Origin of the sequence: Streptosporangium sp. NPDC023963 (genome assembly GCF_040639135.1) — a bacterium.
Classification (GTDB): Bacteria; Actinomycetota; Actinomycetes; order Streptosporangiales; family Streptosporangiaceae; genus Streptosporangium.
Map to the genome: position 1 here is coordinate 1,299,109 of NZ_JBEZZK010000001.1, position 20,021 is coordinate 1,319,129.

Annotated in this window: 12 protein-coding genes; 5 read left to right on the forward strand and 7 right to left on the reverse strand. The window is 73.2% G+C overall.

All coding sequences use genetic code 11. The features are described from left to right. Positions 1 to 183 precede the first annotated feature (183 nt). From AB0F88_RS05525 to AB0F88_RS05540, 4 genes are all read right to left on the reverse strand, one after another. The gene (locus tag AB0F88_RS05525) at positions 184 to 7,476 is read right to left on the reverse strand and encodes an amino acid adenylation domain-containing protein (RefSeq protein WP_362677651.1); all 7,293 of its coding nucleotides are present in this window, start codon (positions 7,474 to 7,476) and stop codon (positions 184 to 186) included. Then, on the reverse strand, positions 7,473 to 8,399 hold the full coding sequence (locus AB0F88_RS05530) for a fatty acid desaturase (protein WP_362677653.1): 927 nt from the start codon (positions 8,397 to 8,399) through the stop codon (positions 7,473 to 7,475). The genes AB0F88_RS05525 and AB0F88_RS05530 overlap by 4 nt, the downstream gene beginning before the upstream one ends. Positions 8,400 to 8,433: 34 nt before the next feature. After that, entirely contained in the window at positions 8,434 to 9,354 is a 921-nt protein-coding gene (locus AB0F88_RS05535; RefSeq protein ID WP_362677655.1) for a pyridoxal-phosphate dependent enzyme, read from the reverse strand. A gap of 101 nt (positions 9,355 to 9,455) precedes the next feature. Continuing rightward, positions 9,456 to 9,821, reverse strand: a complete 366-nt coding sequence (locus tag AB0F88_RS05540; protein WP_362677657.1) for a hypothetical protein — start codon at positions 9,819 to 9,821, stop codon at positions 9,456 to 9,458. 327 nt (positions 9,822 to 10,148) lie between these two features. Here AB0F88_RS05540 and AB0F88_RS05545 point away from each other — a divergent pair, with 327 nt between their 5' ends. The 3 genes from AB0F88_RS05545 (at position 10,149) to AB0F88_RS05555 (ending at position 13,479) form a co-directional block, all read left to right on the forward strand. Next, entirely contained in the window at positions 10,149 to 11,480 is a 1,332-nt protein-coding gene (locus AB0F88_RS05545) for an FAD-dependent oxidoreductase (RefSeq protein WP_362677659.1), read from the forward strand. A gap of 161 nt (positions 11,481 to 11,641) precedes the next feature. Beyond that, the gene (locus tag AB0F88_RS05550; RefSeq protein WP_362677661.1) at positions 11,642 to 12,877 is read left to right on the forward strand and encodes an aldolase; all 1,236 of its coding nucleotides are present in this window, start codon (positions 11,642 to 11,644) and stop codon (positions 12,875 to 12,877) included. Between the two features lie 212 nt (positions 12,878 to 13,089). After that, entirely contained in the window at positions 13,090 to 13,479 is a 390-nt protein-coding gene (locus tag AB0F88_RS05555; protein ID WP_362677663.1) for a VOC family protein, read from the forward strand. 123 nt (positions 13,480 to 13,602) lie between these two features. On the opposite strand, the gene AB0F88_RS05560 is transcribed toward AB0F88_RS05555, so the two are convergent. From AB0F88_RS05560 to AB0F88_RS05570, 3 genes are all read right to left on the reverse strand, one after another. Further along, the gene (locus AB0F88_RS05560) at positions 13,603 to 14,277 is read right to left on the reverse strand and encodes a copper homeostasis protein CutC (protein ID WP_362677665.1); all 675 of its coding nucleotides are present in this window, start codon (positions 14,275 to 14,277) and stop codon (positions 13,603 to 13,605) included. Between the two features lie 43 nt (positions 14,278 to 14,320). Further along, positions 14,321 to 14,953 carry a GNAT family N-acetyltransferase gene (locus AB0F88_RS05565; RefSeq protein WP_362677667.1) on the reverse strand — a complete coding sequence of 211 codons (633 nt, stop codon included), beginning with the start codon at positions 14,951 to 14,953 and terminating at the stop codon, positions 14,321 to 14,323. A gap of 353 nt (positions 14,954 to 15,306) precedes the next feature. After that, complete coding sequence (locus AB0F88_RS05570; protein ID WP_362677669.1) at positions 15,307 to 16,053, reverse strand: GntR family transcriptional regulator; 747 nt, start codon at positions 16,051 to 16,053, stop codon at positions 15,307 to 15,309. Between the two features lie 136 nt (positions 16,054 to 16,189). Here AB0F88_RS05570 and AB0F88_RS05575 point away from each other — a divergent pair, with 136 nt between their 5' ends. Together AB0F88_RS05575 and AB0F88_RS05580 are read left to right on the forward strand one after the other, a co-directional pair. Continuing rightward, entirely contained in the window at positions 16,190 to 16,543 is a 354-nt protein-coding gene (locus tag AB0F88_RS05575; RefSeq protein ID WP_362677671.1) for a hypothetical protein, read from the forward strand. A gap of 231 nt (positions 16,544 to 16,774) precedes the next feature. Continuing rightward, complete coding sequence (locus tag AB0F88_RS05580) at positions 16,775 to 19,978, forward strand: BTAD domain-containing putative transcriptional regulator (protein WP_362677673.1); 3,204 nt, start codon at positions 16,775 to 16,777, stop codon at positions 19,976 to 19,978. Positions 19,979 to 20,021 lie beyond the last annotated feature (43 nt).

Here is a 20,021-nt window from a genome sequence, read left to right on the forward strand (position 1 = left end):
GCACTCGGGGAGCCGGAGGAGCCGGGAGCGCGTACTGCCCGGCGCGGTCCTCTCGTGTCCTGAAGCGGGCTGTCCTTCGGACGCCGGGCGTTCGCTTTGCGGCGCTTCTCCGCTCCTGAACTCACGAGAACCAACTGTGATCCGCCGGGCTTGTCCCCGCAAGTGCTGATCCGGCACCTGGCCTCATGCCATGGGGCGGCCTGACCGGTCGTCGCCGGCGCGGGCCGAGGAGGCGGCACGCACCGGCCGGGCGGTGAACTGGGCGTCGGCCTCCCGCTGCAGGTCGTCCAGGTCGCCGAGATCCGCGGGCGGCACGGCGTCCGGCAGTTGCCCCTCCATGAAGCGCAGCCGGCGGTCACGCCAACCGAGGATCACCCAGACCAGTTGCAGCAGGCCGCTGAGGACGACCAGCAGCGCCAGGCCACGGCCCGGCCCGGTGCCGATCACGGAGCCGACCGTAGCGGCGAGGGCTCCACCGGGTTCGAGCAGCGGCTGGACGTGACGCTCGGCCAGGGGCCCCATGACCAGGTAACCGAGCGGCATCGTCATCATCATCGTCATCATGAAGAGGGACAGCACCCGGCCCTGCAGTTCCAGGCCGACCTTCGCCTGTACCAGCGCCAGCCAGTGCCCTTCGGCGATCGAGTCACAGAACCAGATGGTGAACAGGCCGATCGCGGGGAGGTACGGGTTCTCGATGCCGGTGACGAACATTCCCACGCCGGACACGCCCAGGGCGACGATCAGTCCGGTGGCCCTGCGGGGAGTGCCGCCCCACAGGCCCATGACCAGGCTGCCGCACAGGGCTCCCAGACCGCCCGCCGCCAGCGTCACGCCGAGCATCCCGGTGGACTGCTCGGTCAGCAGCATCGGGACGATGACGGAGAAGCCGATCATGTAAAGGACGTGGTGGACGACGAAGAACCGCATGGCGCGGAGCAGGGGCGGTCGCCGGGCGATGTAACGCCAGCCGTTCGTGATCTCCTTGAGAAAGCTCTCGTCGCGGTGGCGGAAGAGCATGTCGGGGAACCGGACCGCGAGCAGGGCCGAGGCCCCCACGAGGAAACTGAGCACGTCCAGCGCGACGACGCCCTCGATGCCGATGACCCCGATCAGGCCCGCGCCGATCATCGGTGCGATCACCGTTCCCAGGCCCATGCCGAGATGGGTGATCCCGTTGGCGTGGCCCAGATAGCGTTTCGGCACCAGCTGCGCCACCGCGGCCACGTAGGCCGGACGCTGGAAGGCGCCGGCGACCGAGGTGACCGACACGACGAGGTAGATGTGCCACATCCGTAGTCCGCCGGCGAACACCAGCAGGCCGAGGACTCCCATCGCCAGGGCCGCCGCGGAGTCGCTGATCAGCATGACGCGCCGGCGATCCCATCGGTCGGCCACCGCGCCCGCCACCGGCCCGGCGACGATTCCCGGCAGGATGCCGATCGCGTTGATCAGCGTGAACTCCGTGATCGAGCCGGTTTGCCGGTAGACCCAGATGCTCAGGACGAGCGTGCTGAGGCTGCTGCCGATCATCGAAACGAACTGGCCGAGCGCCACCAGCGCGAACCGGGACAGGCCGGGCGCCGCCTGACGGGGTACGCGGCCGCGGGCCGGTGCCGGGTCCACAGGCTCCCGCCGGACCTCCCGCCGCGGCGCGTCCCCGCCCGGCCGGCGTTCGGCGTGCTCGACCAGGGCCCGGGCCAGCGGCTCCGCGTGGGTCTTCACGAAGAAGTGACCGGCCCGGGGCAGCACCGCCAGCTCGACGGCGTCGGCGAAGTGCCGCCACTCGTGGTGGCGTTCCTCGTACAGCTCCGTGACGCGGTCCCGGGAGCCGACGACACTGAGCACCGGTGCCCGCAGCCGCGCCTGCCCGGCGCCCTCGTAGGCGGCGGTGAAGTACTCCTCGGCGTCCCGGGCGTCGTGCCGGACGTTGCGCAGCACGAACTGTTCCTGCTCGGGGCTGTCCAGATCGGTGAAGCCGCCACGCGCGCGGAGGAAGGAGGCGTACTCCCGGTCGGAGGTGAACCGGTCGGTCGGGACCAGTCTGTGGAACCAGTCGAAGAACCGTCCGGGCAGCCGGGCGGTGGGGAAGCTCGCGCCGAGACCGACACCGACCACCTCGACGCCGGCCTCCTCGGCCCGCCGGGCGGCCTCGATCGTGATCGCGCTGCCGAGGCAGTGACCGTACAGCAGCACCGGTCCGGACAGCGACCGGAGCTCGCCGAGCATGAGTTCGGCCACCTCGGCGGCGGGCAGCAGGGGCTCGTCCGGCCGGCTCTGGTCGTGGCCGGGAAGTTCGACCGCGTAGAGGGACCAGTGGGCGGGAAGCGCCTCCGCCAGGGGCCGGTAGGAGATCGCGCTCCCGCCGGAGTAAGGGATCGCCACCACCGTCACACCACCCGCCGCCTGATCGGCGTCGGACGAGGTCAACCGGTGCAGCAGTCGCCGCGGTCCCGCGTCGGGCTCCGCCGGCCGCTCGTCGAGCAGGGTCGCGAGGCCGCGTACGGTGGGCTGCCGGTACAGCTCCACCAGGGCCAGGGAGGGGTCGACGCGCCGGACGAGCCGCAGCGCGCTGAACGAGTCGCCCCCCAGGGAGAAGAAGGAGTCGTCGATGCCGAAATCGTCGATGCCCAGCGTCTCCGCCCAGACGGCCGCGACGCGACGCTCGGTGGCCGTCCTCGGGGCGGTGCCGGCGGAGGTCGCCTCCGAGACCGGCGGCGCCGGCAGCGCCCGCCGGTCGAGTTTGCCGTTGGGGGTGAGAGGCAACCGGGGCAGCACGACCAGCCGGGTGGGCACCATGTGGACCGGCAGGCTCGCGGACAGGGTCTCGCGGACCGCGGCCTCGGTGACCTCACCCCCCGGCCGCGGCACCACGTACCCCACGAGCTGGGCGATCCCCGAGGGCAGCGGGTGCACCGCGGCGGCGGAGGCGAGCACCTCCGGCAGCCCGGCGAGTGCGGTCTCCACCTCGCCCAGCTCGATCCGGTAGCCGTTGACCTTGACCTGGTCGTCCAGGCGGCCGAGGAAGTCGACGTTGCCGTCCCGGTGGTAGCGGGCGCTGTCCCCGGTCCGGTACATCCGGGCCTCCGGTCCGTCGCCGAACGGGTCGGGGACGAACCGCTCGGCGGTCAGTTCGGGCCGCTCGTGGTAGCCGAGGGCGACGCCCACTCCGCCGAGATACAACTCGCCGACCACGCCGGGAGGGAGGGGCCCGCCGTGCGCGTCCAGGATGTAGACGCGGTTGCCGGGGAACGGCCGGCCGATCGGCAGCGGCGCGTCGGGCGAGAGGCCGGCGGTGTCGCCGTCGAAGTAGACGTTGTCCACCGTCACCTCGGTCACGCCGTAGGCGTTCACCACCCGGTTGCCGGGACCCACCAGCCGCCGCGCCTGCCGGTACTCCCGCACCTGCCACTTCTCACCCCCGCCGATCAGCAGCCGGACGAAGTCCAGGCTCTCCCCGGCCGCCTCGACATGCGCGAGCAGGTTCCGCAGCACGGCGGGCACCAGCTCCGTGGAGTCGACCCGCTCCCTGCGCATCAGCGCGTACAGCTCCGCCGGGTCGAGCAGCACCTCGCGCGGCACGACCACGAGCCTGCCGCCGGTGCACAGCGCGCGCAACGTCTCGCCCACGAACATGTCGAAGGAGAAACTGGCGGCCTGCTGGTACGTCCAGCCCGGCTCGAGGGCGTAGGCGTCCTGCCACATGGCCACCGCGTGGACGAGGTTGGCGTGGGTGACGACCACTCCCTTGGGCCGGCCCGTGGAACCGGAGGTGTAGATGACGTAGGCGGGGTCGGCCGGTCCCGCCGCCGCCTCCAGATCCTCGCCGCTCTCGGCGAGGATCCGCTCCGCCTCCCGGTCCAGGGCGACGACCGCCACGCCCTGCGGCGAGGGCGCGGCGGGCAGGTCGATCCTGGTGACGAGCGCGGTCGCGCCGCTGTCCTCCACCATGTAGGCGAGCCGGTCCGTCGGGTAGGCGGGGTCGAGGGGGACGTACGCGCCGCCCGCCTTGAGCACGGCCCACATCGCGGCGAAGAGTTCGACGCCCCGGTCAAGACAGATCGCCACGCGTACACCGGGGCGCACTCCGTGCCGGCGCAGCGTCCGCGCGAGCCGGTTCGCTCGCTCGTTCAGCTCCCGGTAGCTCACGGTCGCCGTGCCGGAGGTGAGCGCCGGTGCGCCGGGGGCCGACGCCGCGCATCGCTCGAACAGCTCGTGAACGGTGTCCGCCACCGGCGGCCGGATCGCGCCGTCGTTCCACTCCCGCAGGATCCGGTGCCGCTCGACGGGGGTGAGCAGGGGCAACCGGCTCACCGGCGTGGCCGGCGCCTCGGCCGCCGCCCGCAGCAGGGTGAGCAGGTGGTCGACCAGGGCGTCGACGCGTTCGGCGTCGAAGAGCTCGGTGGCGTAGTCGACGGTGAGGACCGGTCCGTCCAGCGGGAAGTGCAGGCCGAACGCGAGATCCACCATCATCGCGGCCGGCGGCTCGTCACCGGCGTACCTCATGAGCGGGCGGCGCGGGGCGGGGGTGTTGTGCACGGTCACGCTGACTCCGCTGAGCCGGTTGACCTTGCCCGCCCGGGTGGTGCCCGCCCGCGCCTGGCCGATCGCCGCCATGATGTCCGGCAGCGGCAGGTCCTGGTGCTCCAGGTCCCGTACGACGGACTCCACGACGCGGGAGAGCAGGTCGGCGAAGGTGGGATCTCCCGCGACGTCACCGCGCAGCGGCAGGATGTTGAGGGCGGCGCCCACCAGGTTCTCCAGGTCGACGTCGTCGCGCCCGGCGACCGGTGCCAGCACCGTCACGTCATCGCGCCCGGTGTACCTGCCGATCACGGCCTGCACTCCGGCCAGCAGCACCATGAAGAGGCTGGCGTGGTGTTCCCGCCCGTAGGAGCGGAGCCGGTCGAGCAGAGCGGGCGGGAGCTCGCGGGAGATCCGCTCGGCCGCGAAGGACCGCACGGCGGGGGCCGGCCGGTCCGCCGGGAGCTCCATGTCCAGGTCGGCGTCGGCGAACCGGTCCTGCCAGTAGGCGGCGAGCGAGGTGTCGGCGGCCTTCGCCTCCTTGCGGAGACCGAGCTCCGGCAGCCTGTCCGGCGGGGTCTCGACCGGCTCGCGGCCTTCCGCCAGGTCGTGGTACAGCTCCGCCAGCTCGTCCGCGAGCACGCCGGCCGACCAGCCGTCGAAGCAGAGGTGGTGGACGACGAGGAACAGTTCGTCGTCGCCGCCGGTTCGCAGCAGCACCATGCGGGCCGGCGGGCCCTCCGCGAGGTCCATCGGCTCCCGCACGGCCTGGCGGCGCGCCCGCTCGGCGCCCGGCGCCCGCTCCTCCGGCGGCAGGTCCCGCAGATCGATCTCTGTCAGGGGCACGGTGCCCGTGGGGTCGACGACCATGACGGGTTCCCCGTCCTGGAGCGGGAAGCGGGCCCGCAGCGCGGGGTGCCGGCGGACCAGCTCCGCCAGGCACGCCTCGATCAGGTCCGCCCGTGCCGCGCCGTCCCATCCGTACCGGATGCCGAGGGTGTACGCCGGCAGTTCGGCGCTCAACTGCTCGGTCATCCAGAACGTCCGCTGCAGTCCCGTGAGCGGCAGCACCTGAGGACCCTCGGCCGATGCCCGCTCCGGCGTGTCCACGGCGGCGCGGGGATCCCGCGGCACCTCGGCCGCACGGACCGCGGCCACCACTTCGGCGAACGTCGGGGCGGCGTACAGCTCGCTGAGCGCCAGCTCCGCCCCGTACTCGTGGCGAAGCCTGCTGATCATGCGGATGGCGTGGAGCGAGTCGGCCCCGAGCGCGAAGAAGTCCTCGGCGGGACCGATGCCGGTGACGCCGAGCAGGCTCTCCCACAGCGCGCGGACGCGTGCCTCGACCGTGTCCCGCGGACCGGCCTCCCGGCCCGCCACGCCGTCGGAGGCGAGCGGTACGGCCGCCAGCGCGGCCCTGTCGACCTTCCCCTGGACGTTGAGGGGGAAGGAGGCGTGCAGGGAGATCACGGCCGGCACGAGATAGTGCGGCACCTCCTCACGCAGGCGCCGCCGCACCTCGGCCGCGTCCGGGCCGCCGGCGTCCGCGACCAGGTGGCCCACCAGCCGCGCCTGCCCGTCGCTCTCGTCGACCAGCACCACCGCGTCGGCGATGCCGGGAATCCCGCGCAGCGCGGCCTCCACCTCGGCGGGCTCCACCCGGAAGCCGCGGATCTTCACCTGCCGGTCGAACCGGCCCAGATACTCCAGCGTCCCGTCGGGAAGCCGTCGCACGCGGTCGCCGGTGCGGTACTCGGGCGCTCCTCCCGGCCCGGAGACGAACCGCTCCGCGGTCAGCTCGGGCCGGTGCAGGTAGCCGGTGGCCAGGGCGGCGCCGCCGATGTACAGCTCGCCCGGCCGGCCGTCGGCGGCCTCGGCGCCGTGCGGCGTGACGACCCGGCAGGTCACCCCCGGCAGCGGGAAGCCGATCGGCACCGGGTCGTCGCCGCGCCAGGACGTCAGATCGGCGGCGGTCGCCGTGACGATCGCCTCGGTCGGGCCGTAGGTGTTGAGCAGCCGCACGTGCCGGCGGACGCTCGCGTGCCAGCGCCCGACGGTCCGCGCGTGTGCGGCCTCCCCGCCGATGATCACCATGCGAACGCTCGCCGGCAGCGCCGCCTCTCCCCTGTCGATCGAGGAGACGAGCTCCCTCCAGTAGGCCGTGGCCAGGGGGAGCACGGTGACGCCCAGGTCGGCGCAGCGGTCCAGGAACAGGTCGGGCCGGCTGATCATGTCGTCGTCGCGTACGAGGACGGCCGCGCCCGCGGTCAGCGCGGGAAAGATCTCCTGAACGCTCGCGTCGAAGCTGAGCGAGGCGAACTGGAGCACGCGGTCGTCCCGCGTGATGCCGTACTCGTCCCGGGCGGCCCGGCAGAAGTGCGACCAGCCGCGCCGGGGCACCACGACGCCCTTGGGACGGCCGGTGGAGCCGGAGGTGAAGATGACGTAGGCGGTGCCGTCCGGGGAAGCGGCGTCGACCGGCGGCGGGGCGGTGGCCGGGCCCGCCTCTCCCAGGCGCAGCACCGGCGTGCCGGTGGGCAGGGGCGGGTCGGCGTCCATCGGCACCAGCACGACCCGGGGCCGGGTGTCCTCCAGCATCAGGGCCAGCCGCGCCGCCGGATAGCCGGGATCGAGCGGCACGTAGCCGGCACCGGCACGCAGCACCGCCAGCATCGCGGTCACCGCCGCTCGTCCGCGTGGCAGGCACAGCCCGACCAGATCGCCGGGTTCGACCCCGGAGCCGGCCAGCGCGCCGGCCATGCGGTCCACCTCGGCGACCAGTTCCGCGTACGTCGCCTGGCCGGTCGCGTCGATCAGCGCCGGCGCGTCGGGCGCTCTGCGCGCCTGTTCCCCGATGGCGGCGAGCACGTCGAAGGGCGGGCCCTGCGACGCGGTGGCGAGATCGGAAGGTCGTTCCGCCGCCGTCGGGCCGGCGACGCGCATGTCACTCATGCCTTGCCCTCCCGCCTGCGGAGGGCCGCCCAGAGGGTGCGGTAGAAGTCCAGGTAGGTGCGCTCGACGTGGACGGCGTGGAGCCGGGTCTCCTCGTGCCGCAGGGGTAGCCGGTTGATCGGCACGCTCATCGCGGCGTGGTGCTCGATGTGCAGGTTGTTGCCGTTGGTGAACCAGGTGCTCAGCCGGCTTCCCCTGATGGACCGGGTGTTGCGCAGCACGTCGGTGCTCTCGGTGTCGCAGAGGATGTGCTCGGGCAGTTCCACGAGGAAGTGCATCGGAACGGCGAGGAGGAGCGGAAGCACCCACAGCCGCAGCGGGTACTCGCCGTACCCGGCCACGGTGACGCAGAGCGCGACCAGGACGGCACCGCCCATGACGAGGTGATCGACGACGATGCGGCGGCGCATGGTGGGACTGACCGGCCCGAACCCGTACGTCCAGCGTCCCGTGGCGGCGAGCGCGACCTCCCACAGGACCGTGCCGAGCCGCCGGTAGTCGAACAGCCCGCGTACCAGGTGCGACACGGTCAGCGGGGTCCGCGTGTCGAAGCCGAAGAACTCGGTGTCCTGGGGAGTCCCGAGATGACGATGATGTTGCAGGTGACGCAGACGGTAGTGGCTGTAGACGACGAACAGGGGAATGCCCAGCGGGACGCCCGTCAGCCGGTGCGGCCAGGACCCGCGGAACGCCGAGTGGTGCAGGCACTGGTGCTGCAACTCGACGGCGTGCGTGTACGCGGCGGCGAGGATCACCACGCCGAGGACGATCAACGGCGGCTCCGGGCGCAGCGCGAGGACCGCCCCTGCGGAGGTCAGCATCGCCAGCGCGACAAGCTTGGCGACGAAGATCCGCTGGTCGTTCCGGTTCACCTTGGTGCGTGCGAAGAGCAGCGCGGGGCCGCCTTCGGTGGTTGCGGTCATCATTTCCTCGATCAGGTGCGGTCGTCGGGGTCGGTCAACGTCCGCTGAGCAACACGACGTGGGTTCCGGACAGCGAGCCCGTCACGCGGGCGTGCGCGAGCAACCCGGCGAGGGCGACGGCCCCAGCCGCGGTGGGGTTCGCGCCGTACGGGACGAGCGCGGCCCTGGCCTCGATCAACTCCTCGTCCCCCACTCCGAACACCTCGCCGCCGGTGTCGGCGATGGCCGCCATCGCCTCGGGCCCCTGCAGGGCATGCCAGTTGACCAGCGGCTGGTTGTGATCGGATGTCGTGACGGCGTCCGGCGGCAGCGTCCGGTACTCACCCGGCCAGCTGGTCACCACCGGGTTGTTGCCGGCGGAGCACACGCCGTTGATCACGCCGGGCCAGCCGAGCGCTCGCATCCGGCGATGGACGGCGATGGTCGTGGTGCCGTTGCCCACCGGAATCCACAACGCCGCGGGCGGCGCGTCGAGCGCCTCACGCAACGCGGCCACCACCACGCCGTGTCCCTCGAACACCGCGTCCACGTACGGACCGTCCACGTTGCCGTCGACCGCGTCCTCCTCCTCGGCCAGCCCGCGGGACGCGTCCACCGCCTCCTCGTAGCCGCCGCGCACCGCGACGACGTGGGCCCCCGCGTCGCGCATCCACGCGCCGCCGTCGCTCCAGCCCTCCGGCAGGACGACCGTGCAGGCCATACCGGCGGCGTGGCACGCCATCGCCATCGCGCGGCCGTAGTTGCCGCAGGTCGCGATCACCACGCGCCGGTACCCGTCGGCGGCGGCGCGGGCCACCACCGCGCGGGCCGCCGGCTCCTTGTGGCTGCCGGAGGCGTACCGGCTCTCGTCCTTGATCAGGACGCGGGCTCCGGGGACGAGGCCCGTGGCGTCGATCAGCGGGGTGCCGTACGCGTCCGTGGGCGCGCCGGCGTACGTCGGAGTTCTCGTGAACATGCGTCTCCTCGGACAGGGGGTTCGTACAGGAGGGAAGAGAGCGGGCCCTGATCGCGGGAAGGGCCGGGACCACGTCCCGTTCCCGCTCGGGAGCGCCGGCGTCAGCAGGGGGTGAGGGCCGGATGCGCGGGTGCCGCTCCCCCTCCGCCCACCGGCGAGCGCTCCTCGTTCGCGAGGTGCCCGGTCCCGGCGGGGAACTCCTGGGCCACGGCGTCGATGGGTCCCGAGAGCGCGCAGGCCCGGTCGACCGGGCCGGCGTGGCCCAGCACCCCCGAGGCGTCCAGAACCGCGGGCGTGTCAGGGGCCTGGCGGGCTTTCGCCTCGACGGCCTCCAGGATCCATCGCGCGCCTCGCGAATCGGAGAGGAAGTCTCCCGAATCGGAGGAGAAGTCTCCCGAATCGGAGGGGAAAGGACGAAGGGCGAAAGGTGCGGCGGGGACGGCGTCGTCCCGAACCGGGGAGAGCATGGTGCGGTCGGCCTCTCGTCACGGAACTGGACCGCCTGCGTACGCAGGAGTGATCACAAGCGGTAACGCGACACCGGCCATGTACACAGGAGTGATCACAGGCGGTGACGCAGCAGCGATCCTGCTCTCGCCCGATGAACGAGGAAGGTCGCGAACGTGATGATCCAGCCGACGCCGAATGACATTTGGATCACGTGCCCGCCGTTCCCCCGGCGGGAACGGCGGGTGAATCGATCATGTCGGCGCGTGAGTCTGGCAGGTTGCCCCGGGGTGATACAGAATCAAGCAGGGCATCGCGTTCATGACATCCAACGCCGGGGAGGCGACATGTCACTGCGAGTCGCGATCGTGGGGTCAGGGCCCGCCGGGATCTACACCGCCGAGGCCCTGACGAGACAGGCCACCGTGCCGCTCAGGGTGGACGTCCTGGAGCGGCTGCCGACTCCGTACGGGCTGGTGCGCTACGGGGTGGCCCCCGACCACACCTCGATCAAGTCGATAGCGGGTTACCTGCGCGGCGTGCTGGAGCTTCCCGAGGTCCGGTTCCTCGGCGGGGTCGAGCTGGGCAAGAACGTCGACGTCGCCGACCTGCTCGACTGTTACGACGCCGTGGTCTACTGCACCGGCGCGATGGTGGACCGGCGGATGGGCATTCCCGGCGAGGACCTGCCGGGCAGCGTGGCCGCCACCGACTTCGTCAACTGGTACTGCGGCCACCCCGACATGCCCGCCGACCGCTTCGTCCTCGACAGCCCCGAGGTCGCGGTGATCGGCGTGGGCAACGTGGCGGTCGACGTGGTGCGCGTACTGGCCAAGACCGCCGAGGAGCTGCGCGCCACGGACGTGCCCGAGGAGGTGCTGACCCGGCTGGCCGCCAGCGAGGTGAAGACCATCCACATGATCGGACGCCGGGGACCCGAGCACGCCAAGTTCACGTTGAAGGAGCTCAGGGAGCTGGGCGAGCTGACCAACGCGGACGTGCGCGTGCGGCCCGAGGAGTGCGTGGCGGACGTCACGACGGCGTCCCGGCAGGTCCGGGGGAACGTCGAGGTCCTGCGGAGCTGGACCACCCGCGCCCCCGTGGGCCGCCCCCGGCGGCTGGACGTGCGGTTCTGGATGCGCCCGGTGGAGATCCTCGGCGAGGAGCGGGTGGAGGCGCTCAGGCTGGAGCGCACCCGGCTGGTGGACGGCCGGGTCGTCGGCACCGGCGAGTTCGAGACCCTCCCGGCCGGCATGGTGCTGCGCTCGGTCGGCTACCAGAGCGTGCCGCTGCCCGGCGTCCCCTTCTCCGAGACCACCATGACCGTGCCGAACGAGGCCGGCCGGGTCCGCGACCGCGAGTACGTGGCGGGCTGGCTCAAGCGTGGCCCCACCGGCGTGATCGGCACCAACAAGTCCGACGCCGCGGAGACGGTCCGCACCCTCCTCGCCGACCTGGCCGGCCGCGATCCGGTACGCCGCGCGGACCTGGACGACCTTCTCGCCGCCCGGGGAGTCTCGCCGATCACCTACGAGCACTGGCTGTCCATCGAGGCGGCCGAGGAGGCCCTGGCCAGATCCCTCGACCGGGGCGAGCGGGTGAAGCTCCTCGGCCTCGCCGCCATGCTCACCGCCTGCGACCGGGAACAACTGCCGGGAAGCGACCTGGGGACCGGCTGAACCGGCCGGACCGGCCGGACGCCGGGGGCCGGGGACGGCCGGTGACCGGGACGCGTCCACACCGGCGTGCCCGTCCGGACCCGCGCGCCCGGCCCGGACCGGCCCCCGTTCGGACCGAACCGGCCCCCGTTCGAACCAGCTCGTCCAGGAGGAGCACCAGCATGCGCGTCACGCTCGCCGACCCGTCCGCCCTGATCCCGGGTTTCGAGGAGGCCCATGACGATCAGATCCTGCTGTACCCGTACTGGCCGGTCGAGTGGCAGCCCGTGCACACGGTCTACGTCCCGGCCGACCGGTTCGACGCCGGGACGACGCGGGAGTGGGGTGACGCCGCGCTGGGGCTGTTCCGGCGGCACCTGTCCGAAGGCGACCTGGCCGCGATCCTCGGCACCACTCCCGGCGTGTCCCCCGCCGCGGGCGAGGACCTCGCCGGGGCCGTGCACGGGAGGGTGGCCGCCAAGCTCGCCCGGGAGCCCGTCGAGGACCTCCGGGTCGACTTCGAGGACGGCTACGGGACGCGGCCCGAGGAGGAGGACGGCCACGTCTCCGCCGCCGCCGAGGCGATCGCGGCCATGCACGCGGCCGGGACGCTCCCCCGGCGCTGGGGGCTGCGGGTGAAGTCGTTCTCCGACGGCGACCCGGTCCGCGCCCTGCGGACCCTGGACGGTTTCCTCACCGGCGTGATCGATCGGGCCGGAAACCTTCCCGACGGGTTCGTCGTCACCTTCCCGAAGGTGCTGATGAGGGGATACATGCACCAGTTCGTCGACTTCCTCGACGCGCTGGAGGACGGGCTGGGCCTCGGCCCGAACGCGCTGAGATTCGAGCTCCAGGTGGAGGCGCCGCAGACCCTGATGATGCTCCACGCGGGCCTGACGACCTCCCTGTGGGGGAGGCTCGCGGCGGCGCACTTCGGCGTCTTCGACTACACGGCGAGCTGTGGCCTTCCCCCGCACGAGCAGCGGCTGGACCATCCCGTCTGCGACTACGCCAGGCACGTCATGCAGACGGTCTTCGCCGGGACCGGGGTCGAGCTGTCGGACGGCTCGCTGGCCGCCTCCCCCGCCTCGGACGACGGGCGTGACGTGCGTGCCCTGTGGCGGCGCCACGCGGAGCTGGTCGGGCGTTCCATGAACCACGGCTTCTACCAGGGCTGGGACATGCACCCCTCCCACCTGGTCAGCCGGTACGCGGCGGTGTACGCCTTCCACCTGTCCCGGTACGGGGAGTACGCCCGCCGGGTGCGCGCCTGGGAGGAGCGGCGCGACGCCGGGGAGGGCGTGATGGACGAGCCCGCCACGGTCAAGACCATGGCCGCCGCCCTCCGCCGCGCCGACCTGGCGCTGGGCACCGACCACACCGACCACACCGACCACGTGGAACGGCCGGTCTCTTGAGCAGGGCGCCGGCGCGTTCGGCCCCGCCGTGGACGCCTCGGATGGCGGAGCCGAACGCCCTGGCGTCGCCGGTGGGTCCGCCGCCCTCGGGTTGTGGACCGGGTGGCGTCCGGTGCCGGGTCGAGCCCGCCTGATGTCCCCGGTCAGGGCGATCTCGGAGCCGCCGGACGGGCGGCATAATCTGAGCCCAGTCCGCACTATCCGGGAGAGTCATGACGAGTAGGTTCACCGAGTTGACCGTTGACTGCCACGATCCGGAGAGGCTCGCGGTTTTCTGGTGCGAGGTCCTGGACTTCAAGGTGATCGACAGGAGCGAGGGCAAGGTCGAGATCGGCTCCTGGGTGCCGACCGTCGAGGATGTCCGGGCCCGCCAGATGCCGCCCACCCTGCAGTTCATCCGGGTGCCCGAGGACAGGACCGTGAAGAACCGGCTCCACCTCGACGTGAGCCCGATCGACGGCAGCACCGAGGACGAGGTGACCAGATTGCTCGGCCTCGGCGCCACCAGGACGGATGTGGGCCAGGGCTCGGACCGGAACTGGGTGGTCATGGCGGACCCCGAGGGCAACGAGTTCTGCGTCCTGCGCACCCTGGCACCGTAGGACCAGGCCACGCGCGGGCACCCGCACCCCGTCACACACCGCAGCCGTCACGTTGCCGGGAAGACCTCGGTGCCGGGAAGACCTCGGTGAGCCTCGGCGGGCCTCAGTCGACCTCGGCGGGCCTCAGTCGATCAGGGCACGCCACTCGCGGACCCGGCGGGCGTCGACCGGGTCCGACCAGGACGCCCGCACGGCGCTGCCGACGTGGAAGGCCCGCACGCCGTACTCCATCAGCACCCCGACGTGGCCGGGCCGGAGCCCGCCGCCGGCCATGATCAGCGGGCCGTCCCCGGCCTCGCACCGGGTCTTGAGCAGCGGCAGCCCGTCCGCCACGCCACCGGGCGCACCCGAGGTGAGCACGGTGGCGAGGTTGGGCAGGAGGCGGACGGCGCGCCAGCTCGCCTGGGTGTCGGCCGCGTGGTCCACCGCCCGGTGGAAGGTCCAGGGCAGCGGCGCGACCGCGTGGATGAGCGCCTCGGTGGCGGCCAGGTCGACCGCCCCCGCCTCGTCGAGGAAACCGAACACGAACCCGGCCGCGCCCGCGTCGGCGAGGGCCCTGGCATCGCGGCTCAGGGCCTTCAGCGACTCGGGCGTGGCCAGGAACGAGGCCTCGCCGCGCAACATCACCATCTGCGGCAGCGCGCACTCCTTGGAGATCGCCGCGACCGTTTCCGGCGCCGGGGTGAGCCCGTCGGAGGCCATGTCGGCGACGACCTCCAGGCGATCGGCGCCGCCCGCCTCCGCGGCGACGGCGTCGCGCACGTCGAGCGTGATCACCTCAAGCAAGGATCCGGTCATGAATGGAGGCTATCGGATGGCTTTGTCCTGGGATCGCCGTGGTTCAGACATGCTCGGGGACGGACGACCCGCGCCGGTCCGAGATGGGCAGCGCGAGGCCGGACGCGCGAGCGCGCAGACCTCCCGGTCGCTGGAACAGAGCACCGGAGGCACGATGCGGCAGGTCGACCGTGCGGAGATGCGTGAAACGCTGTCCCCGATAGTAGCCCTGCAACCCCGGGTTGTCCTTGGAGCAGTCAAGCCGGAGCCATCTTTTTCCCAGGGCGAGGACCCGCAGGCCCGCCCAGTCCAGGAGCGCCTCCCCCAGCCCCGTGCCCGCGTGGTCGCGCGCCACGGCCAGCTTGTGGACGTAGAGCGCCGAGCCGGGGTCGTCCCCCCGGGTCCAGAACTCGGGGTCGGCGTGGCCGTCCAGGGCGACGGTGGCGACGGGCCCGTCCGGCCCGGCCGTCCGGCCCGGCCCGTCCTCCCTGTCCAGCAGGTACAGGACGCCCTCGCCGATCAGCGGGGTGATGCGCCCGGCGGGGAACCCGTCGGCGGGCCACTGCCGCACGCCGCGGCGGTTCAGCCACCCGGCGGTCTCGGCGAGGAGCGCGAGCACCCCGTCGAGGTCACCTTCGGTGGCCCTGCGCAGCGTGAACGGGCGCGTGGCGGTGGGACTGGCGGTGTTCGAGTGCATGGTTCATCCCTTCGTTGCTTTCGGTACACGAGTTGGCACGGAGCGTGTCCATGTGATGGCGCACGGCGTCCATGCCGGGCTAGGCGGATGCCTAGGGGCCTGAGGCGAGCGGTGAGACCGCGATCGGGAGGGGCAGCAGGGCGGGGCGCGCCGGGGCGAAAGGCGCCGGCGGGAGACGCGGACAGCGGCCCGCCGGGGCGAACGGCGCGAGGAAGCGGGAAGAGCGGCCCGCCGGGGCGAAAGGCACGGAGAAGCGGGAAGAGCGGCGTCTAGCCACCCGGCGGACGCGGCCCGGTGCTCGCCCGCGGCGCGGGCGGAACGGGGGCCGGCCCGTCAGGGCGGTCACGGAGACGTCAACGGCTTTCCAGCTCGTACCGGATCAGGTGCTTGTCGGCGGGCAGGACCGACACCGCCACGCGTACGGGGGTGTCGTCCTCGTCGTAGCCGACCCGGATGTAGACGACGACCGGGGTGCCGAGCTGGAGCTGGAGCCGCTCGGTCTCCGCGCTGTTGGGCATCCGCGCCCAGATGTCGTCGACCACCCGCACCTGCCGGTGGCCGAGTTCCTCCAGGACCTTGTTGGCCCCGCGCACGATGTCGCCGGGCCGGGTGATCTCGGAGTCGGCGACCAGGGCCAGGGGGAAGTAGGAGTCGTTGGTGTTGTACGGCTGGCCGTCCACGAAGCGCAGCCGGCGGCGGACCACGGCGAGCTCGTCGTCGGACAGCTCCAGCCTGCTGGCGATCTCCTCGGCCGGTTGCACGATCGAGACCTCGATCTCCTGGCTCGGCGCGCGTCCCTCGCGGGAGACGGCCCAGGCGAAGGCCTCCAGGGTCTCCTCGCGCCGCGGCTGGAGCTCGCGCTGGGGGTGCATGAGCAGCGGGCGGCGTTCCCTGACGACGGTGCCCCTGCGAGGGGTGCGGGTGACCAGGCCCTCGTTCACGAGCTCGCCGAGGGCCAGTCGCACGGTGTTGCGACTGACCTGGTGGGAGAGCATGAGTTCCGCCTCGGTCGGCAGCTGATCCCCCGGTCCGAGCGCACCGGAGTAGATGATCCTCCGTAGGTCGGAGGCCACCTGTTGATACAGCGTTGACCGTGCCATTAAGTCCCCTTTGTGCCAACAAAACTAGACGATCTGGTTCTAGCGGGGAACAGCCCCTTGACCCAACCTCCCAAGACCCGCATCATCCAATCGTTGGTACAAATCCATCGAAAGGTCAGCGAGGGGGTGGAGACCGGTGCTGTCGGTCCGCACGGATACGCCGTACCTGCCCTGGCGCGATCCCCGCGAGGCAACACGTTTACTGCGTTACGCGTTGCACCGCCAGGGATTCACCCACACCTACCAGAGCAACGGAAACGGCATGTCGGTGCTCTCGGTGCTGACCGAGCTGACTGTCTGGTGCAAGAACGGGCTGTTCGTCTGGAACGAGGACGGCGTCGAGTCGTCCCACCCGGCCGACGACCCGGTGGGAGCGGCCCGCCTCATCTCACGGCACTACCGGCGGCCCGCCCCCGACGACGACCTCTCCGAGGAGGACGCGGACCAGCCGGCCCGCGTCCTCACCACCACAGACTCCGAGCGCGACTAGCAGGCCGAGGACCCCATCCCTCGCCGGGGTCCTCCGCCGCCGCGCCCGGGGCGGAACGCGTCCTGGCGGGTCCCCCACGCCCGCCAGGGCGCGATTCCCATCGCGGGAACGCGTCCACGGGACGGGACCCGCCAAGGCGTGACCGCTCGCCTGCCCACCCCCCGCCTCCGGCGGCGAGCGGCCCGCCGGGGACGGAAGACGTGAGACCGCCGAGGGAAGACAATTACCCTCATGCGGTTCGGGATCCTGGGCACCACGCGGGCGTGGCACGACGGCGCCGCCGACGCCGGCAACGCGGGCGATGACACCGGCGGCGAGGTACGCGTCGGCGGGCCGGCCCGGCGGGCGCTCCTGGGCCTGCTGCTCGCCCGCGCCGGCGAGGTGGTGACGGCCGACCTCCTGATCGACGACCTCTACGGCTCGAGGCCGCCGGGAGGGGCGGCGCACGCGCTGCAGTCACAGGTGTCCCGGCTCCGCCAGGTCCTGGGGCGCGGGGCCGAGATCGAGGCCGTCCCCTCGGGCTACCGGCTCGCGATCGATCCCGCCGACCTCGACGCCCGCCGCTTCGAGCGGCTGTCCGACGAGGGACGCCGGGCACTGCTCGGCGGAGACCCGGCGGGGGCGGCCGCGCTGCTGCGGGAGGCCCTGGGCCTGTGGCGGGGGCCCGCGCTCGCCGACGCCGCGGACGCCCCCTCCGTACAGGCCCTGGTGCTGCGGCTGGAGGAGCGCAGGCTCGGCGCCCTGGAGGACCGGATCGAGGCCGACCTCCGGCGGGGCGAGCACCGGGCCGCGGTGCCCGAGCTGCAGGAGCTGATCGCCGGGCACCCGCTGCGGGAAAGGCTCAGGAGCCTGCTCATGCGCGCCCTGCACGCGGGCGGCAGGCAGGCGGAGGCCCTGCTCGCGTTCGAGGAGACGCGGCGGCTGCTCGCCGACGAGCTCGGCGCGGATCCCTCGGCCGAGCTGGCGGCCGTCCACCGGGAACTGCTCAGGGGCGAGCGGCCGTACGAACCTCCCGCGCCGCCGGCGCAGCTGACCAGCTTCGTGGGCCGCGCCGAGGACCTGGCCGAGGTCACCCGGCTGCTCGGAACGGCGCGCCTGGTCACCCTGCTCGGCCCCGGCGGGGCGGGCAAGACCAGGTTGTCGATCGAGGTCGCGAGCGGGCTGCCGGACGTCTGCTTCGTCGAACTCGCGGCGCTGCGCGACGGGCGGCAGCTGCCGCAGACCCTGCTCGGCGCGCTCGGTCTCCGCGAGAGCGGGCTGCTCACCGTGCCCGAGGAGACGGAGCCCGTCTCCCGGCTGGTCGCGGCGCTGGCCGGGCGGCCGCTGCTGCTCGTCCTCGACAACTGCGAACACGTCGTCGAGGCGGCCTCGGACCTGGTCGCGCGGCTGCTCGCCGGATGCCCGGAGCTGCGCGTCCTGGCGACGAGCCGGGAGCCGCTCGGCATCACCGGCGAGAACCTGTGGCCGGTCCGGCCGCTCGGCCCGTCCCCCGCCGCGCGGCTCTTCGCCGACCGGGCCTCGGCCGTGCGCCCCGGTTTCGCGCTGGACGAGGCAGGAGCGGAGACCGTGCGGCGGATCTGCCGCGACCTCGACGGCCTGCCGCTCGCCATCGAGCTCGCGGCCGCCAGGGCCCGCACGTACGAGCTCCCCGAGCTCGCCGCCCGCCTGGACGACCGTTTCCGCCTGCTGTCGAGGGGCAGCCGCACGGCCGACGCCAGGCACCGGACGCTGCGCGCGGTCGTGGCGTGGAGCTGGGAACTGCTGTCCGGAGCCGAGCAGGTGATGGCCAGGCGCCTGACGGTCTTCTCCGGCGGCGCGACCGCCGAGGCCGCGGCGCGGGTCTGCGGGGTGCCCGACGCCGAGGACGTGCTGGACTCCCTGGCCGACAAGTCCCTGGTGGAGGTGGGCGGCGGGCGCTACCGGATGCTCGACACGATCCACGCCTACTGCGCCGAGCAACTGGAGGCGGCCGGGGAGGCCGAGGCCCTGCGGCGCGCGCACGCGGACCACTTCCTGGAGCTGGCGCGGGAGGCGGACCCCCACCTGCGGCGTGCCGAACAGCTCCGGTGGCTGGAGATCCTCGTCGCGGAGCACGCCGACCTCCAGGCCGCGCTGCGCTGGGCCGTCGAGGCGGAGGAGATCGAGCTCGCCCTCGCGCTGTTCGCCTGCTTGTCACCGTATTTCTGGATGCGCGGCATGCGGACCCTGGCGACGGCACCGGCGGTCGCGCTCCTGGACATGATCGGTGACAGCCCGCCCCCGGGACTCGGGGACGGGTACGTGCTCTGCGCCCTGGCGGCGGCGGCCGGTGACAGCGGCCGGGAGGCGTGGAAGCGCCACCGGGCGACGGCCGAGGCGGTCGTCGTCGACCCCGGCCGGCCGCACCGCCACCCGATCGTCACCTTCCTCTGGCCGATGATCAACTCCGGCGAGGAGGATTCGCGGGTGGCCCTCGCGGTGATCGACCGCGGACGGGCGGGGGACGACCCCTGGGAGAGGGCCGTCGTCCACCTGCTGTGGGGATACCCGCAGCTCGCGGCCGGGGACCTGGCGCGGGCCGAGGACGAGTTCACCTCGGCCGCCGACGCCTTCCGCTCGCTGGGCGACCGGTGGGGGACCTCGCTCGCCCTGGACGCGCTGGCCGGTCTCGCGGCCCTGCGCGGCGATCCCGGGAAGGCGATCGTCCTGACCGACGAGGCCCTCGCCCTCACCGAGCGGCTCGGCGCCCGCGAGGACATCCCGGACCTGCTGTGCAACCGGGGCGACTACCGCGTCCAGGCCGCCCGGACCGGGAAGGACCCCGAGGGCACCGGTCTCGGGCGGGCGCGCGCCGACTACGAGCGGGCCGCCGAGATCGCCCGCCACGCGGGCAGCCCCACCTACCTGGCCGCGGCGCTGCGCGGCCTCGGCGACATCGCGCGGCTGGAGGGCGACCTGGCCGGGGCCCGCCTGCTGTACGAGCAGGCGCTCGACCGGTTCGAGACGCACTGGGTGCGGAGCGCGGGCAACCGGACGAGCGCGCTCTTCGGGCTCGGCAGGATCGCCGAGGCCTCCGGCGATCTCGGCGAGGCCCGCGCCCTGTACCGGCGGGCCGCCGAGGTGGCGGCCGAGACGGGGGCGATCACCGAGGGCGCCCGCCCGATCGAGGCCCTCGCGGGAATCGCCCTGCTCGAAGGGGACGCCCCCGGCGCCGCCCTGCTGCTCGGCGCGGCCGTCGCCCTGCGGGGAGCCGCCGGCGAGGACGACCCCGACGTGTCCCGTACGGCCGCCGCCGCGCGGGCCGCGCTGGGCGAGACGCCGTACGAGGCCGCCCGGCGCGAGGGGGCGCGGCTGTCCGGGGTGGACGCGCTGCGCCTGGCCGGTGTCTCCGAGACCTCCATCCGGAACTCACCGGTCAACGGCCTCGCCGGCCCCGGGCCGGTCCTGCCCGGCTGACCGGCCTGCGATGCGCGGGTGCGCGGCTCACCGCTCACGGCTC

Excerpts from the sequence above, each read along its gene's own strand:
- AB0F88_RS05525 (WP_362677651.1), bottom strand. The coding sequence starts at position 7,476 with ATGAGTGACATGCGCGTCGCCGGCCCGACGGCGGCGGAACGACCTTCC.
- AB0F88_RS05565 (WP_362677667.1), bottom strand. The coding sequence starts at position 14,953 with ATGCACTCGAACACCGCCAGTCCCACCGCCACGCGCCCGTTCACGCTG.
- AB0F88_RS05555 (WP_362677663.1), top strand. The coding sequence starts at position 13,090 with ATGACGAGTAGGTTCACCGAGTTGACCGTTGACTGCCACGATCCGGAG.
- AB0F88_RS05550 (WP_362677661.1), top strand. The coding sequence starts at position 11,642 with ATGCGCGTCACGCTCGCCGACCCGTCCGCCCTGATCCCGGGTTTCGAG.
- AB0F88_RS05570 (WP_362677669.1), bottom strand. The coding sequence starts at position 16,053 with ATGGCACGGTCAACGCTGTATCAACAGGTGGCCTCCGACCTACGGAGG.
- AB0F88_RS05540 (WP_362677657.1), bottom strand. The coding sequence starts at position 9,821 with ATGCTCTCCCCGGTTCGGGACGACGCCGTCCCCGCCGCACCTTTCGCC.
- AB0F88_RS05530 (WP_362677653.1), bottom strand. The coding sequence starts at position 8,399 with ATGACCGCAACCACCGAAGGCGGCCCCGCGCTGCTCTTCGCACGCACC.
- AB0F88_RS05580 (WP_362677673.1), top strand. The coding sequence starts at position 16,775 with ATGCGGTTCGGGATCCTGGGCACCACGCGGGCGTGGCACGACGGCGCC.
- AB0F88_RS05545 (WP_362677659.1), top strand. The coding sequence starts at position 10,149 with ATGTCACTGCGAGTCGCGATCGTGGGGTCAGGGCCCGCCGGGATCTAC.
- AB0F88_RS05560 (WP_362677665.1), bottom strand. The coding sequence starts at position 14,277 with ATGACCGGATCCTTGCTTGAGGTGATCACGCTCGACGTGCGCGACGCC.
- AB0F88_RS05535 (WP_362677655.1), bottom strand. The coding sequence starts at position 9,354 with ATGTTCACGAGAACTCCGACGTACGCCGGCGCGCCCACGGACGCGTAC.